Source organism: Parvimonas sp. D2, assembly GCF_035282635.1.
Classification (GTDB): Bacteria; Bacillota; Clostridia; order Tissierellales; family Peptoniphilaceae; genus Parvimonas.
Window position 1 is genome coordinate 116093 of sequence record NZ_JAYKBO010000005.1, and the last position, 15627, is coordinate 131719.

The 15627-nt window shown below is 28.0% G+C and carries 14 protein-coding genes and 1 riboswitch; of the genes, 7 read left to right on the forward strand and 7 right to left on the reverse strand.

The window, feature by feature from the left end; translation table 11 throughout:
• Positions 1–82: 82 nt before the first annotated feature.
• Entirely contained in the window at positions 83–1327 is a 1245-nt protein-coding gene (locus VJI77_RS06440) for an SHIRT domain-containing protein (protein ID WP_323988800.1), read from the forward strand.
• A gap of 172 nt (positions 1328–1499) precedes the next feature.
• Here VJI77_RS06440 and VJI77_RS06445 read toward each other — a convergent pair whose 3' ends face one another.
• Positions 1500–2147, reverse strand: a complete 648-nt coding sequence (locus VJI77_RS06445; protein WP_323988801.1) for an energy-coupled thiamine transporter ThiT — start codon at positions 2145–2147, stop codon at positions 1500–1502.
• A gap of 39 nt (positions 2148–2186) precedes the next feature.
• A riboswitch (TPP riboswitch) is annotated at positions 2187–2275 on the reverse strand.
• A 128-nt stretch (positions 2276–2403) separates the two neighbouring features.
• Between VJI77_RS06445 and VJI77_RS06450 the strand changes: the two genes are divergently transcribed.
• From VJI77_RS06450 to rpsI, 3 genes are all read left to right on the forward strand, one after another.
• Positions 2404–3147, forward strand: coding sequence for a glycerophosphodiester phosphodiesterase (locus VJI77_RS06450; protein ID WP_323988802.1), 744 nt, complete (start codon positions 2404–2406; stop codon positions 3145–3147).
• 211 nt (positions 3148–3358) lie between these two features.
• Entirely contained in the window at positions 3359–3793 is a 435-nt protein-coding gene (gene rplM / locus VJI77_RS06455; RefSeq protein ID WP_009354317.1) for a 50S ribosomal protein L13, read from the forward strand.
• A gap of 23 nt (positions 3794–3816) precedes the next feature.
• Positions 3817–4206 carry a 30S ribosomal protein S9 gene (gene rpsI, locus VJI77_RS06460; protein ID WP_313961509.1) on the forward strand — a complete coding sequence of 130 codons (390 nt, stop codon included), beginning with the start codon at positions 3817–3819 and terminating at the stop codon, positions 4204–4206.
• Between the two features lie 191 nt (positions 4207–4397).
• On the opposite strand, the gene VJI77_RS06465 is transcribed toward rpsI, so the two are convergent.
• Positions 4398–4982, reverse strand: coding sequence for an Ltp family lipoprotein (locus VJI77_RS06465; RefSeq protein WP_009354437.1), 585 nt, complete (start codon positions 4980–4982; stop codon positions 4398–4400).
• A 197-nt stretch (positions 4983–5179) separates the two neighbouring features.
• Here VJI77_RS06465 and VJI77_RS06470 point away from each other — a divergent pair, with 197 nt between their 5' ends.
• The 3 genes from VJI77_RS06470 (at position 5180) to VJI77_RS06480 (ending at position 10005) form a co-directional block, all read left to right on the forward strand.
• Positions 5180–5596 (forward strand): GTP pyrophosphokinase, encoded by a 417-nt coding sequence (locus VJI77_RS06470; RefSeq protein ID WP_323988803.1) that lies wholly within the window; start codon positions 5180–5182, stop codon positions 5594–5596.
• A gap of 1596 nt (positions 5597–7192) precedes the next feature.
• The gene (fumC, locus tag VJI77_RS06475) at positions 7193–8557 is read left to right on the forward strand and encodes a class II fumarate hydratase (RefSeq protein ID WP_009354721.1); all 1365 of its coding nucleotides are present in this window, start codon (positions 7193–7195) and stop codon (positions 8555–8557) included.
• Between the two features lie 35 nt (positions 8558–8592).
• Positions 8593–10005 carry an aspartate ammonia-lyase gene (locus VJI77_RS06480; protein ID WP_009354392.1) on the forward strand — a complete coding sequence of 471 codons (1413 nt, stop codon included), beginning with the start codon at positions 8593–8595 and terminating at the stop codon, positions 10003–10005.
• Positions 10006–10042: 37 nt separating this feature from the next.
• Here VJI77_RS06480 and VJI77_RS06485 read toward each other — a convergent pair whose 3' ends face one another.
• The 5 genes from VJI77_RS06485 to VJI77_RS06505 form a co-directional block, all read right to left on the reverse strand.
• Positions 10043–10228, reverse strand: coding sequence for a hypothetical protein (locus VJI77_RS06485; protein WP_323988804.1), 186 nt, complete (start codon positions 10226–10228; stop codon positions 10043–10045).
• Between the two features lie 160 nt (positions 10229–10388).
• The gene (locus VJI77_RS06490; RefSeq protein ID WP_323988805.1) at positions 10389–11633 is read right to left on the reverse strand and encodes a hypothetical protein; all 1245 of its coding nucleotides are present in this window, start codon (positions 11631–11633) and stop codon (positions 10389–10391) included.
• 201 nt (positions 11634–11834) lie between these two features.
• Positions 11835–13091, reverse strand: coding sequence for a hypothetical protein (locus VJI77_RS06495; RefSeq protein WP_323988806.1), 1257 nt, complete (start codon positions 13089–13091; stop codon positions 11835–11837).
• A 161-nt stretch (positions 13092–13252) separates the two neighbouring features.
• The gene (locus VJI77_RS06500) at positions 13253–14989 is read right to left on the reverse strand and encodes a M3 family oligoendopeptidase (RefSeq protein ID WP_323988807.1); all 1737 of its coding nucleotides are present in this window, start codon (positions 14987–14989) and stop codon (positions 13253–13255) included.
• Positions 14990–15007: 18 nt separating this feature from the next.
• Positions 15008–15364 (reverse strand): Spx/MgsR family RNA polymerase-binding regulatory protein, encoded by a 357-nt coding sequence (locus tag VJI77_RS06505; RefSeq protein ID WP_009354935.1) that lies wholly within the window; start codon positions 15362–15364, stop codon positions 15008–15010.
• Positions 15365–15627 lie beyond the last annotated feature (263 nt).

Below are 15627 nucleotides of genomic sequence, written 5' to 3' on the forward strand. Positions count from 1 at the left end.
CTTATATTAGATTAATTTTCATTTGTCTAAAATAATGTAATTAAGTTCCGATAGCAAAATATTTTAATAAAAAGGGGGAAAAATGAAGAAGATAAGTTCAAAAATTCTTATTCTTACAATGTTAGTTGCAGTATTGCCGAACGTAAGTTTTGCAGAGCAAGAAAAGAGTGAAAAAGCTCATAATGTTGGTACAAATTTTATTCATCGGGGAGAGACTGAGAAAAAATATGATGTAATACCTACATTTGTATCAGGGGCAGCAGGTAAAAAATTACCAGATGGAGTAGAAAACCAAATTCCACAATCAGCCATTGACGCACCAAAAGGTTTTAAATATAAACTTAAAACTGATTTTAAAGAAGTAAAGGCTGATGGTGGAATTTGGAAGTTCAAAAGATGGGAAAAAGTTAATTCAGACGGAACTAAAACAGTAGTAAATAATGAAGTTCAAATTGTAAACGAAGATATCAAATTACAAGGAGTTTGGGAGTTTGAAAAAGAGGGTCAAGTAAATAAATTTAAGGTAGTATATAGATTTATTGCAGTCCCTGACGATAGAGATTTACCAGAAGCAGTTAAAAATAAAAAACCTGCAGATAAATACAATGTTCCAAATGGTACAAAAATAACTCTTCCAAAATTTGATGATGTAAAAGTTGAAGGTGGAACTTGGAAATTCATAACTTGGAAGGTTCCAAAAAATAATCAAGTTGAACCTATAGAAAATGAAGCAATAGTTGAAAATGATGATTTGATACTACAAGGAGAATGGAAATTTGTAGAAGACAATCAAGAACAACCAAATCCACAAGCTTATAAATGGGTTCAAAATGATAATGGAAAATGGAGTTATCAATCAGCTGATGGAAAGTATAAAGTTAAAGACAGCTGGAAATTCATAAATAATGAATGGTATTTATTTGACAAAGATGGTTATATGATGGCTAATAGCTGGGTTAAAGACAATGGAAAATGGTATTATCTAGAAGCAACTGGTTCAATGTCAAAAAGTGAATGGGTATATAAAGACGGAAGCTGGTTTTATGCTAAATCTAATGGAAGCATAGCAGAAAAAGAATGGGTATTCGTAGGTGGAAATTGGTTCTATGCTAAATCAGGCGGATACATTGCTGAAAAAGAATGGGTATATGAAGGCGGAAACTGGTTCTATGCTAAATCTAATGGATATATTGTAGAAAATGAATGGATTTTCGTTGGTGGTAAGTGGTATTATGCTCAAAAAGGAGGATATATCGCTCAAGGCAAAACGCTTAGAATAAGAAATGTAGATTATACTTTTGATAATTCTGGAGCTTGGATTAGATAATTTTTAAAAAATAATTATTTTATTATTAAATATAGTTGATATAAGAAAAAAATATTAATAAAATAGAAAAAGGCTAGCATCAACTAGCCTTTTTTATTACGAAGTAACAAGGTTCCCGGGCACCCACCCGATGCAAAGCATCGTGGAAGGGTGGGGTTCTTATTGTGAAAAATTAATTTGTTTTAAAATTGCTTGATTTTAATTTTTCTAAAGTATTTCTTACTAGTGGTATTAAAAGTAATGCGACTGTTAAAGCACCTTCAGTTCCGATATATGAAATATTATACCAGATTGAATAAAATAGTGGGTTCCAACCTTCTGGTGCGTAGGCTCCGAAAAATACATAACCTGATAATGTTGCAAAGATAAATCTTCCTGTAATTGAAATAAGGTAAGCAGGGATTAATTTATCTTTTTTAGTTGCAAACAATCCGCTAAGTCCAAGAGAACCAAATGCTAGGATATAGTCGATAATTGCTTGAACGGGTGTATAAACTTCAGGCTTAATCAATAAATTTAAAAGTCCAAAAGTTATACCTGCTATAAGTCCTACTCGAAGTCCGAACATATAACCAATGAAAACAATAAAAATCATTGAAAATAAAGTAATACTTCCACCTTGTGGTAGGCTTAAAAACTTTATTTGATTTGCGCTAATTCCAAGAGCTAATAAAATAGCAGAGTAAGTTAGTGCTTTTGTAGAAAATATTTTTTCATCTCTCCTAAAATAAAAGACAAAAAATAAAAAAGCAAAGGAAATCAACAATATAATAGTTGTTTTTCCAGCGGTACTTGAGAAAAATTTTCCAAAATTTTCCATAAAAAAAACCTCCTAAGATATTCACTAGAAAGTCCACAAAAAAAGACTATTCAACTTCCCTACGTCAGTATTAACTGAATCAGGTACAAAGGGTATTTCTCAGCTTAGTAGCACCCCTAGCGAATAAAAATATTTTGTATTTATATACTTTAATCTTTTACCCCTTTGGTAATCCATTAAACATAAAATCTTATTGAGTAAATTTTTTAAAAGTGATATACTTAAATATATTTTAAGTAGAAATTAAGGAGATATTATGAAAAAAATATTAAATTTAGCTCATAGGGGATTTTCCGGAAAATATCCTGAAAATACAAAAATTGCCTTTTTAAAGGCTATTGAACATTCTGATTGTGACGGTTTTGAAACTGATGTCCATATGACAAAGGATAAAAAACTTGTAATAATTCACGATGATACTGTTGACAGAACTTGTTCAAATGGAAGTGGTTTTATAAAGGATTTGACTTCAAAAGAGCTTTTACAAATGGAATTCGGCTCACATAAGGGAAGTGAGTTTTTAGGAGAAAAAATTATTTTCTTGGATGAGCTTTTACAAATTGTAAAGGATAATAAACTTTTTGTAAATTTAGAGCTTAAAAATAACTATGTATTCTACTATGGGCTTGAAGAATCTGTTATCAAAATGGTAAAAGAGTTTGGACTTAAGGATGATGTTATTTTATCCTCATTTAATCATGAGTCAATGGAACTTTGCAAACAAATTGATCCTACTTTTAAGACTGGACTCCTTTTTGAAAGTCCAATGATGAATACAGTTGAATATATGAGAGGTATTAAGCACGAAGCTGTCCATCCGGGATATTATATGCTTTTACAAAAGCCATCTTGGGTAGAAGAATTTAAAAAGATGGGTCTTGAAATAAATACTTGGACAGTAAATGATGAAAAAGCAATGAAGTATCTAGTTGAAATGGGAGTAGATGCTCTAATTGGAAATTATCCGGATTTAACATCAAAAGTTTTAAAAGAATTATAAAAAAATCTTTAAAAGTATTGCAATTAGTATATATTTATGATATAATACTCAAGTATCACTTTTGGATACATGATATTTAAAAAGCCTTGTCTTTTTACAATATCGATCGCATAGCAGTCGAGGTTGCGATTAATAAGTCCTCGCCTACAAAATCGCTGGGTAGCGATGTCTAAATAACCCAATATTGTAAAAAGAATTAAGGAGGAATGAAATGAAAAGTTACGTAGCAAAACCTTGCGATGTAAATCGTAAATGGTATGTAGTTGATGCAAAAGACGTTGTTTTAGGTAGACTTGCAACTGAAGTTGCTTCAATCTTAAGAGGAAAGAAAAATGTTAGATTCCAACCATCATTCGATATGGGAGATTATGTTATTGTTGTTAATGCTGAAAAAGTTAAATTAACTGGTAAGAAATTACAACAAAAAGAACATAGATACTATACTGGATATTCAAATGGTTTAAAAGCTATTTCTTATGAAAAAATGTTACAAACTAAACCTGAAAAAGTTATTGAATTAGCTGTTAAGGGAATGCTCCCAAAGAATACTTTAGGAAGACAAATGTTCAAGAAATTAAAGGTTTATGCAGGTCCTGAACACAATCACGAAGCACAACAACCTGAAGTTTTAACATTAAGTGAATAGGAATAGAAAGGAGATTAACATATATGGCAACTCAATATATAGGAACAGGAAGAAGAAAAACTTCAGTAGCTAGAGTTTTCTTAACACCTGGAAACGGAAAATTTGTTATTAATAAAAAAGATATAGATGAATATTTTGATTATGATACTTTAAAGGTTACTGCAAAAGCACCTTTAGAAATAACAGAAAGTCTTGGTAAATTCGACGTTTATGTAAATGTTAAAGGTGGCGGATTTACAGGACAAGCTGGAGCAATCAGACATGGTATTGCAAGAGCATTATTGGAAGTTTCTGCTGAATTAAGACCTGTATTAAAAAGAGCTGGTTTCTTAACAAGAGACCCTCGTAAGAAAGAAAGAAAGAAATATGGTCTTAAAAAGGCAAGAAGAAGCCCACAATTCTCAAAGAGATAAGACAAAGAATTTTGGAGTGTTGGAAAATGCGTATTTTCCAACACTTTTTTATTGTTTAGATTATTTTAAAAAGCTAAAAAATGTATAAAAATTTATTAATAGCATACAAGTAGCATACAAAATTATAATAAAAAATAGAGTGATAATTCACTCTATCAAGGTAATAGTTCTATTGCTTTTTTTTATCTAAATTATTTTTTTAAATGTTTAATTGCGTACTCCGTTTCTTCTTCACTAAATAGTTCAACATCAATCATAAAATCTCTAATCTGCTTCAAATCAAAATTCTTATATCCATCAATTTTTTTTACAGCTTGTTCTTTAAAATCAACATTTAAATTATCAACCGCATATTGTGCTGCTTCTTTGCTAAAGCCATCTCCATTGACTAATTCGTCTTTATTTGTAGAACTAAGTTGATAATATATCCATTTTTTAGATCTATACATATAATGAGAGTAATGTTGAGCTTTTTTTAGAGCTTCTTTGTACTCTTGAGGAATATTTCCATTTGCAGTTGCTTTTTTTACAGCCTCTCTATTTTCTTTCTCAATTCTTTCATCTTCTATTTTTTGCTTTTCTCTTTTTTCATCCTTCTCTTTTTTATAATTATCTATCTGTTTTTCTGTTTCTTTCTTTTTTTGAGTATTTTGTTCGGTTGTTACCTTTGTATCTTGTTTTTTTGATGAAGAATCTTTTTTACTTGAATAATAGTAGATTCCAAAAACAACCACTAAAGATAAACCAACTAATAAAATTGTTATATTTTTTTTCATTATTTCCTCCTAAAAAATTATAAATTCATTATACCATAGAATAAACTAAACAGTCAAAAGCAGGTATGTCATAAAGATTGACTAATTCTTTTATTTATTATTAATAGTATTTCTTAAATAAATAAGATTTAATATTTATGCTTATGACTTTAAAAAGGGTATAGAAATATTGTATTGTTTTTTATAAAGGAGGAATTATGTTTAAATTATTTAAAGCATTTGTTATTATGTTAAGAGCACATATCAGACAGAAAGATAAAGCGGGTAGATGTTATATTTTTCATCCGATAAATGTTGCATTGGGAGTTAATGGAGTTAGAGCAAAAACTGTAGCTTTATTACATGATGTACTTGAAGATAGTGAATTGTATAGTATAGAGGATTTTAAATTTTTAGATAAAGAGCAAATGGAAGCCATTTTACTTTTAACACATAATACTGATGAGGAGTATTTTGACTATATAAATAGAGTAAAGACCAATAAAATAGCTTTGGCTGTAAAATTGTCAGATTTAAGGCATAATTCAAACTTAAAAAGATTAAAAACAATAACAGAAAAAGATATTAATAGAAGAAATAAATATTTAAAGGCAATGGAAATTTTAGAATATTAAAAGCAATTATAAATTCGTTTTATAATTGCTTTTGTCTTGTAGTCAATTTTGGTTATAAGACTGCTTATTAATTATAATGAAAGTTTTTTAAAATATAGAATATTTATAAATTATAAATAATTTTTGAAGTTAATTTACTATTAACGTCAATCCCTTAAACATCTTATACATCATTCCAACTATTGCTTGTTTACAAGCAATAATATTTCTGAAAGAAATAAAATAAATTTAATGATGTATCGTAGATACATCGATATGAAATTTTCATACTAAATGGAGTTTTAGAAAATTTACATAGTAGTTATATTTAACTTTTTTATTTTTTTAAGTCCTTTGCAGGACTTACTATTATTTGCAAGCAAATAATAGTAATGAGATCTCTCCATTCCACTACGTTCCAGTCGAGATGACGTATTGGGGGACATTTCTATGCACAATTCTATGACGTGAATTATTCACTATGAAATAGTAGGGTTATTAGTTTTTCACTTAATAAAAGCATTGTAAAATTTTAGATTTTTTTATTATAAATTGAAAATAAATGTTGAAGTTTATTTACCTCTAACGTCTTTTTACTAAACGAAGATTTCTCCTTATACGTCATTTCGACCGAAACGTAGCAGAGCGGAGTGTAGTGGAGAAATCTTATACTTTTGCATTAGCAAAAGTAAATGTATCGTAGATACATCGATATGAAATTTTCATACTAAATGGAGCTTTAGAAAATTTACATAGTAATTATAGTTAACATTTTTATTTTTTTAAGTCCTTTGCAGGACTTACTATTATTTGTAAGCAAATAATAGTGTGAGATCTCTCGACTACGCTCGAGATGACGTTTTGGGAGCATTTCTTCGCAAAGTATTATGACGTGAATTATTCACTATGAAATAATAGGGTTATTACTTTTTTACTAAGAAGTAAGTTTAAAGAATTGTAAATTAATTTGAGTATATGAATATGAAGCAGTTGTAAACTATAACAATAAATTGTTATTTAATAAATAACTAACAAAAAATGAACAAAATGTTAAACATTTTGTTTTTTTTGTGTTATAATTAATATAGTTTTACGCCTGATGGTAAAACTATATTAATTTCATCATAATCTTCATTAAAAAATAATTAAAAAGAAGATTATGATATAATTAATAGAATAGTGAAGAAAACTTTTTGTAAAGACTATTAATTTCACCATAATTACCATAAAAAAATAATCAAAAAGGAATTATGGTATAATTGTCTTTACCACAAGGCATAAAGACATATTAATTTCACCATAATTACCATAAAAAAATAATCGAAAAGGAATTATGGTATAATTGTCTTTACCACAAGGTGTAAAGACATATTTATTGCATCATAATCTTCATCAAAAAATAATTAAAAAGAAGATTATGGTATATCATACTTTTCAGTTAGGATAGAAAGTTTAGGGAAAAGTATGAGGAAATAGGTTTTTAAATTATATATTTTAAAAAAACTAATTTTAATTAGAGGGATTAATTTTTTTTGTCCATTTTTAATAAATATTTAATAAAAATAAATTAACTTTATTTTCAAAAGATAAAAATTGATTAAATATAGGAGGGTTCTAATGAGTTATAAGGTTTATAAAGACTCTATTGGAGAAATAAAGGTAGAAAGTGATAAGCTTTGGGGAGCTACTACACAGAGAAGTTTTGAAAATTTCAAAATTGGAAATTACAAAATGCCAACCGAAGTTATAAGAGCTATGGCTACTGTTAAGTATGCTTGTGCTATGGCTAATTATGAGCTTGGGGATTTAAACAAGGAAAAATTTTCTGCAATAGAAAATGCTGTTCAGGAAATTTATAGTGGAAATCTTGATGAACATTTTCCACTTGTAGTTTTTCAAACAGGAAGCGGTACTCAAACTAATATGAATTTGAACGAAGTAATTGCAAATTATGCAAATCAAAAGGTGGGCAAAACTTTAATTCACCCAAATGATGATGTAAACAAATCTCAAAGTTCAAACGATACTTTTCCAACGGCTTTACATATTGCTTGTTTAGATGTTATTGACAGAAAGCTTATTCCATCAATGAAAACTTTGATTTCAGCTTTCAAAGCTTTTGAAGATGCAAATAGCAATATTATCAAAATTGGTAGAACTCATCTACAAGATGCTGTACCTATTAAGATTTCTCAAGAGTTTAGTGGTTATAGAAATTCTATTGAAAAATGTCTGGAATATATTGAATTTACTAGAAAAGGTCTTTTAGAAATTTCACTTGGAGCAACTGCAGTTGGTACAGGAATTAATACCAAAGAAAACTTTAAAAATATTGTTGCAAAATATGTTTCAAAAATTACAGGCAAGGACTTCAAACCTGCTGAAAATTTCTTCCATTCATTGACAATGAAAGATGCTGTTGTAGTTTCTCATGGAGCTATTAAGGCACTTGCAATGGATTTAATCAAGATAGGAAATGATATAAGATTTTTAGCTTGTGGACCACGTTGCGGTTTTTCAGAAATTGAAATTCCTGCAAATGAACCTGGAAGTTCAATAATGCCTGGTAAGGTAAATCCTACTCAAATAGAAGCCTTGACTATGGTTTGTGCAAGAGTTTTAGGAAATGATACTACAATAAGTTTTTGTGCATCTCAAGGAAATTTTGAGCTTAATGTATATATGCCTATTATTATTCACAGTTTTGTTGAATCTGTAAATTTACTTTCAGATGCAATGGAATCTTTTGTTAAGAACTGTGTAAGAGGAATAAAAGTAAATAAGGAAGTTGTAAATAAATATTTGAATGAATCTTTAATGCTTGTTACTTCACTTAATCCATATATTGGATATGATAAGGCGAGTCAATGTGCAAAATATGCCTTTAAGGAAAATACAACATTAAAAAAAGCAGTTTTACATTTCGGTTATTTAACAGAGTCAGAATTCGATGAAATTGTTGACCCTAAAAAAATGGTTTAAAATATAATTTATATAAAGGAGAGTAAGAAGATACTATGGAAGCAAAACAAGGATACAGAGTTGAACACGATTGTATTGGAGAAAGCTTAATTCCAGAAAATGCTTATTATGGAATTCACACTCAAAGAGCAACAGAAAATTTCAAGATTACAAGAAGAAAAACAAATCCTGAAATGATTAAATCAGTTGCTGAAATCAAAAAAGCTTGTGCTATTACAAACTTTGAAGCAGGAGTTTTAAGCGAAAAGAAAAAGGATGCAATAGTTTATGCTTGTGATGAAATTATCTGGGGAAGATATTTAGATCAATTTATTGTTGACCCAATTCAAGGGGGCGCAGGAACAAGCCATAATATGAATGCAAATGAAGTAATTGCAAATATCGCTATTGAACATTTAGGTGGAAAACTTGGAGATTATTCAATAATTCATCCTAATGATGATGTAAATATGGGACAATCTACAAATGACGTTTATCCAACAAGTGGTAAAATTGCTCTTATCAGACTTTTAGGTGAAACAATTGAAAGTTTAAAAGAACTAGAAAGTGCTTTACTTGTAAAAGCTGAAGAATTTGATGATGTTATTAAAATGGGAAGAACTCAAATGCAAGATGCTATTCCTATTAGACTTGGACAAGAATTCAGAGCTTATGCAACTGGAATTTCTAGAAATATTAAATTATTTAAAACAGCATGTACAGTTTTAAAAACAGTAAACATGGGTGCAACTGCAATTGGAACAGGACTTAATGCTGATGTAAGTTATATGGATAAGATTGTAAAAAATCTTGCTCAAGTTACAGATATGGAATTAGTTCAAGCAGAAGACTTAATTGACGGAACACAAAACATTGATGTTTTTGTTCATGTTTCAGGTCTCGTAAAGAGTTGTGCAATCAGTATGTCTAAAATCGCTAATGACTTAAGACTTATGTCTTCAGGTCCAACTTGTGGTTTTGCAGAAATCAATTTACCTGCAAGACAAGCTGGAAGTTCAATTATGCCAGGAAAAGTAAATCCTGTAATTCCTGAAGTTGTTTCTCAAGTTGCTTTCAACTGTGCAGGAAATGACTTTGCAGTTACAATGGCTGCAGAAGCAGGACAACTTGAACTTAATGCTTTTGAACCAGTTATTTTCTATAACTTATTTGAATCAGTTGAAACAATTGGTAGAGCAGCAAGTACATTTGTTCATAACTGTATCTTAGGAATTACTGCAAATGCAGAAAGAACTAAAAATATGGTTCATAACAGCTATGGAATCGTAACTGCTTTCGCTCCACATATTGGATACGAAAAATCAGTTGAAGTAATTCATAAGGCTATTGAACAAAATTTACCTGTAAAGGCAGTTTTAATTTCAGAAAAAATTATGACTGAAGAAGAAATAGACAATATCTTAGATGTATTCTCAATGACTACACCAGGAATTGCAAAGAAAAACTAATATATTAAAAGGACATTCAAACGAATGTCCTTTATTTTTACTTTTTTTTAGATACTTCATAATATAAAATTAATATTGTAATTAACATTGAAAGATATATTAGAAATGTATATTCAAAATCTAAATAATGTCCACAAAATGGGATATACATAAAAATATTTGTTATATACGGTATTAATAATAACCAAATTAAAAGAAGTCCCTTTATTGTTTTTTTATCCATAAGCCCTCCTACTAATATCACTCTATAGTTATAATAACATAATAAATCGATAAAGTCAACGCTTTAGATAAAAAAAGAAAAAATATATTTATAATGTTTTTAGCCATAAAAAAGGCGATTAAAAAAATCGCCGTTTATCAATAATATTTGCTTTTTAATTTTATTTTGTTTTAAGTTTAAGAATATGAAGTTCCACTTCTTTTGAATCCTCATTTTCTCTAACTATGTAGGAAATAGAGTTATTTGTAACTTCTATTTTTGAAATAGACTTTTCTTTATCTCTATATGTCTTTTTAAGTAATAATTTCCCGTCACTATTGTAAACGTAGGCAGTATAAGTATTATCTAGCAAATACAAATTATTGATTTTATAAGCATCTACAATATCCATTCCATTTGTTACATCAGGAATATCTGTACTTTGCATATTTGATAGATTGAATACTTTGCCTGTATTGTATTTTGAATCATCAAGCACATAGCCACTTGTAAATAATAGCTTGTCATCTCCTGAAACGAATAAAGCTTTTCCATTTTTAGCATTTTGAGGACTCTTTATTTTATCTAATTCTAAAACTTTTTTAAACTCACTAGGGGAAGTACGCTTATAAATATCTGAAGAACCTTCTTCCATCTTATCATCATTTTGATAATTCAACACTTGGTAATATATTTCATTTCCAAGACCACCAGCAAACTTAATATAATTTCCATTTAGTTTCTTATTTTCTGTCTTTAACTCTTTTTCTTCAAGTAATCTCAAACTTGCACCGTCAATATTAAATTGAAGAATATATGACTTTATAATATTATTATCAATGGTATTTTCGCAAGTTAAAATCAAATTACGTCCATCAATCGTAACTGTTGGCATTTTGTTATATACTTGATAATCGCCAGATATCTCAGCTTTATCTTCATTAAAGTATTTTTGCACATTTTTATTTTTATCGATAACAATATAATTATACTCATATACATTAGAAAATTTATTTTCACCTTTTGCAACATTTTTGTCATTGACCTTAACTATAAATAGTGTTTCATCAATAACACCATCTCTTGCAATGGCATACATATTTGTCTTTTCATTTCCTTTAATTTCGTAAATTATATCTGTAATATCATCTTTTATATTTTTAGAAGCATAGACTATATTACCATTACTCGTATATCTAAAATAGAGTTTATTATTCTCTGCATTATAATTTAAAAATTTAAATTCGGTTGCATTCTTTGGAATTTCAACTTTTTTTATCTCTTCATCGAAACTTGCATTCTCAATACTCTCTTTTTTCGTTTCTTTAGTGTTTTTGGAATTTGAATTATTCTTTGATTTACTTGTACAAGAAGTCAAAAGTAAAGAAAAGGCTAATATACAAATAAATAATTTCTTAAATTTCATAAAGCACCGCCGTTCATATAGTTTAGAAAATTTACCAAAACATCAGTAATTAAGCGTTTTGGTAACTATGAATATCATAACATAGCAATAATTTAAAGTCAATGCTTTAAATTGAGAGTAGTTTAAATAAAACAAACTAATTCTAGACAAAAAAAGGCGATTAAAAATCGCCATTTATCAATGATTATTTGCTTTTTAATTTTATTTTTCTTTAAGTTTAATAATATGAAACTCTCCTTCTGTTGCAGTTAGCTTTTCTTTAATTAAAAAAGAAATAGTATCTTTATTTACTGAAATATTGGAAGCTAATTTTTCTTCAGGATTATAAGGTTTTTGAAGTAATAATTTTCCTTCATTATTATAAACATAGAAATTGCTTCTATTATTTAAGAAATATAAATTATTTATTGTGTAAAGTTCTCTAATGTCATTATCAACTGTAATATTTGGAATTTCTGTACCTTCCATAGTGTTCAAATTATATACTTTTCCAGTATTGTATTTAGCTGTATTTGGTACTAAGTTACTTGTAAATAATAGGTTATCATCTCCTGAAATAAAAAATAATCTTCTATTTTTTGCGTTTTCTTGAGTATTATCCTTATCCAATTCTAAAATTTTTTTAGACTCGCTTTCAGAAATTAATTTGTAAACTTCTGCAGTGCCGTTTTCCATTTTGCCAGTATTATTGTAATTTACAAGTTGATAGTAGATGTTATTTTCAACTCCACCAGCAAATAGAATAAATTTACCGTTAAATTTATTGTTGCTGTAATTTAACTCTTCTTCTTTAACCAAAGTCAATTCTGCTTTATCAATATTAAACTTAAAAATAAAGGATTTAATAATGTCATTTCCTACATGGTTTTGAGTACTCAAGATTAAATTATGTCCATCAATCCTAACTGAAGGAACACTACTATAAATTTGATTATCTCCTGACGTTGAGACTTCATCTTCATTAAAATATTTTTTAACATTTTTATCTTTATCTACAACAATGAAATTATATTCATAGAATTGTTTTCCATTTTTTTTATATGTTTTATTGTTCGCCAAATTTTTAGTATTAGTCTTTACTATATATAATGTGTCATCAACAACTCCATCATGGATAGTAAACATATTTTCCAGTTCATTACCTTTAACTTCATAAATTATATCTACGGAATTATTATTTAAATCTTTAGTAGCATAAGTTATACTATCTTTCTTTGAATAGCTAAAATAAATTTTATTACTATCTGGATTGTAACTCTTGAAAGAAACTGCTGTGGCATTTTCAGGAAATTCCACTTTTTTTATTTCTTCTTCCAATTCTACATTTTCTATTGTTTTCTTTTTTTGTTTACTTTCTTCTTCAACTGTTTTATTTGAATTATTATCAGTTTTTGAAGAGCATGAAGTTAAAAACATTGAGAATGCAAGTAAACAAATAAATATTTTTTTAAATCTCATAATACACCGCCTTTTTTGACTTAAAATATTTATTAATTAAAATATTTTATTTAAGCTAGCTTAACATAAAAATTTTTTAAAGTCAATCCTTTACTTGAAAAGTAGATAAGTACAATAATTCCAATTAAAAAGGCGATTTTTAATCGCCATTAATATTTTAACTATTTACTTGTCAATTCTATAAATTCGTCAATTTCTTCTTTTATGCTTTCTAATGATTTTAGCCAGAAATCTTTCTTAGTTAAATCAATATTCATAACTTTAGCAACATCTTCACAATTATTGATTGTAGTAGCTTTTAAAAGTTCTTGATATTTTTCTACGAAGCCATTTGGATTTTCTTTGTAAATTGCATAAAGGCCTCTTGAGAAAAGTCCGCCAAATGAGTAAGGGTAGTTATAGAATGAGAAACCTGCTGAATAATAATGTGGTTTACAAGCCCACATAAATGGATGGTAAGTTTCAGGATCAAGTCCATCTCCATAAGTATCTTTTTGAGCATTTCTCATAATTTCTTCTAATTCTTCACTCATCATAAAGTGGTCAAGTTTTCTTTCAAAAACTTCTTTTTCAAATAAAAATCTTGAATAGATATCAACAGTAATTTGAGCACAGTCAGAGATTTGAGATTCCATCAAAGTAATTTTATCTTTATCTGATGCTTCATTTAATGCTGCGGACATAATTAAATTTTCATTGAAAATTGAAGCTGTTTCAGCAACTGGCATTGGGTAATCCCAATTTAAAGGTAGATGATTTTCAACATGAAGTCCATGATATGCATGTCCTAATTCATGCGCAAGAGTTAAAACAGAAGAAAGGCTTCCGTCAAAGTTCATCATAACTCTTGATTGTTTAATAAATGGAAGATTGCTACAGAAAGCTCCACCAACTTTTCCTTTTTTAGGGAAGTAGTCAATATAATTTTTATCAAATGCCTCTTTAACCATTTTTACCATATCGTCTGAAAAAGTTGCAAAATGTTTCAATAAAAATTCTTGAGCTTCTTCAACTGTGAAAGTTCTATCACTCTCTCCAATACTAGCAAATAAGTCATAGAATTTTAATCCGCCGTCATATCCTAGAAGTTTAGCTTTATGCTTAAAATATCTTCTAAAATGTGGTAGATAGTCGTCAATACTTGACCAAAGAGCAGTCAAAGTTTCTCTCTTTAATCTTGCATTTTCTAAAGACTCATCAAGAGCAGTTTCAAAACCTCTCATCTTTGAAGTTGTATTAACTTCTTGTTTAATATTATTTAAAGAAAATGCGATTGAATCTTTTATGCTGTCGTAAAGTTTCAATTCACTGTAAAAAGCTTCTTTTCTTGTATTTGCATCTGGAGAATAAGCTAAGTTTCTAATTTCACTTAAAGTTTTTTCCTCGCCTCTAAACTCTATAGATGCCTTTGAAGTCAAGAAATTAAACATAAATTCCCAAGCATTTGAGCTTGAAAGTTTCATTTTTGCGATAACTTCTTCAATATCTTCAGGCAAAACATGTTTTAAAGCATCTTTTTTATTCTTAAAGAAGAATTTATAGTTCTTTAAATATTCATCTTTAGTAATATCAACAGTGATAGAACCTAAGAATTTATCAACTTTTGTAAAAGTTTTTGCATAATTTGAAAGTTTTGCATTCAAATTATTGCTGTAGTAAGTTGTCTTTTCATCAGTTGTGTTTATAGCTTGGCTAAGCTCGATAAATGAAAAAACTCTGTAAATTGTAGTATTAACTTCTTCAAGTATTTTAATAACTGCCTTGACACTTTCTAAATTGTCTTCTAAATTAAGTTTCCCTAAATCAGTAAGCAAAGTGTCAATTTTTTTGAAATCGTTTTGAAATTCAGCACTTTCATAAGAAGGATAAATTTCAACTAAAGAATATTGTTGATCCATAATTTTCTCCTTTATATATTATTTTTTAAGTAAAACATTCCAGTCGTTTTCTTTAAAACCGATAAGGAAAATTTTATTTTCTTCATCAATTAAAACAGGTCTTTTAATAAGAGAACCATCTTTTACCAATAATTTAATGGCTTCATCAACTGAAAGATCATCAAAATTTTCTTTTAATTTTAAATCTCTATAAGTTTTACCACTCGTATTGAAAAGTCTCTTTAATCCCATACTACCTTGAACAGCCTTTATTTGAGCCTTAGTAGGAGTTTCTTCTTTAAGGCTTATTTCCTTAAAATCAATTCCATTTTCCTTTAAGAATTTTTTTGCTCTTTTACAAGTTGTGCAATTTGGATATTCGAAAAAAAGTTTCACTATAACACCTCCCATTATACTTGATTATTATATATTAACCAAAGATTTATTAAAATGTAAATTGTCCATTTTGACAGACTTATACATATTTATAAACTTTACATCTTATAACAACATACCCATTTTATTACAATAACCTTAAATTAAGTTAAAAAGAAATAATTATAAAATATAAAAAATGTTGTTTAAGAAAAAACGTTAAACTATATCCTTTTATAGAATAATTTAGCAACGATTTAATTCTAACATTTATTTTAAATAAA

Coding starts and splice junctions, on each gene's coding strand:
- VJI77_RS06450 (WP_323988802.1), top strand. CDS start 2,404: ATGAAAAAAATATTAAATTTAGCTCATAGGGGATTTTCCGGAAAATAT.
- VJI77_RS06470 (WP_323988803.1), top strand. CDS start 5,180: ATGTTTAAATTATTTAAAGCATTTGTTATTATGTTAAGAGCACATATC.
- VJI77_RS06480 (WP_009354392.1), top strand. CDS start 8,593: ATGGAAGCAAAACAAGGATACAGAGTTGAACACGATTGTATTGGAGAA.
- VJI77_RS06440 (WP_323988800.1), top strand. CDS start 83: ATGAAGAAGATAAGTTCAAAAATTCTTATTCTTACAATGTTAGTTGCA.
- rplM (WP_009354317.1), top strand. CDS start 3,359: ATGAAAAGTTACGTAGCAAAACCTTGCGATGTAAATCGTAAATGGTAT.
- VJI77_RS06500 (WP_323988807.1), bottom strand. CDS start 14,989: ATGGATCAACAATATTCTTTAGTTGAAATTTATCCTTCTTATGAAAGT.
- VJI77_RS06445 (WP_323988801.1), bottom strand. CDS start 2,147: ATGGAAAATTTTGGAAAATTTTTCTCAAGTACCGCTGGAAAAACAACT.
- rpsI (WP_313961509.1), top strand. CDS start 3,817: ATGGCAACTCAATATATAGGAACAGGAAGAAGAAAAACTTCAGTAGCT.
- VJI77_RS06485 (WP_323988804.1), bottom strand. CDS start 10,228: ATGGATAAAAAAACAATAAAGGGACTTCTTTTAATTTGGTTATTATTA.
- VJI77_RS06465 (WP_009354437.1), bottom strand. CDS start 4,982: ATGAAAAAAAATATAACAATTTTATTAGTTGGTTTATCTTTAGTGGTT.
- fumC (WP_009354721.1), top strand. CDS start 7,193: ATGAGTTATAAGGTTTATAAAGACTCTATTGGAGAAATAAAGGTAGAA.
- VJI77_RS06490 (WP_323988805.1), bottom strand. CDS start 11,633: ATGAAATTTAAGAAATTATTTATTTGTATATTAGCCTTTTCTTTACTT.
- VJI77_RS06495 (WP_323988806.1), bottom strand. CDS start 13,091: ATGAGATTTAAAAAAATATTTATTTGTTTACTTGCATTCTCAATGTTT.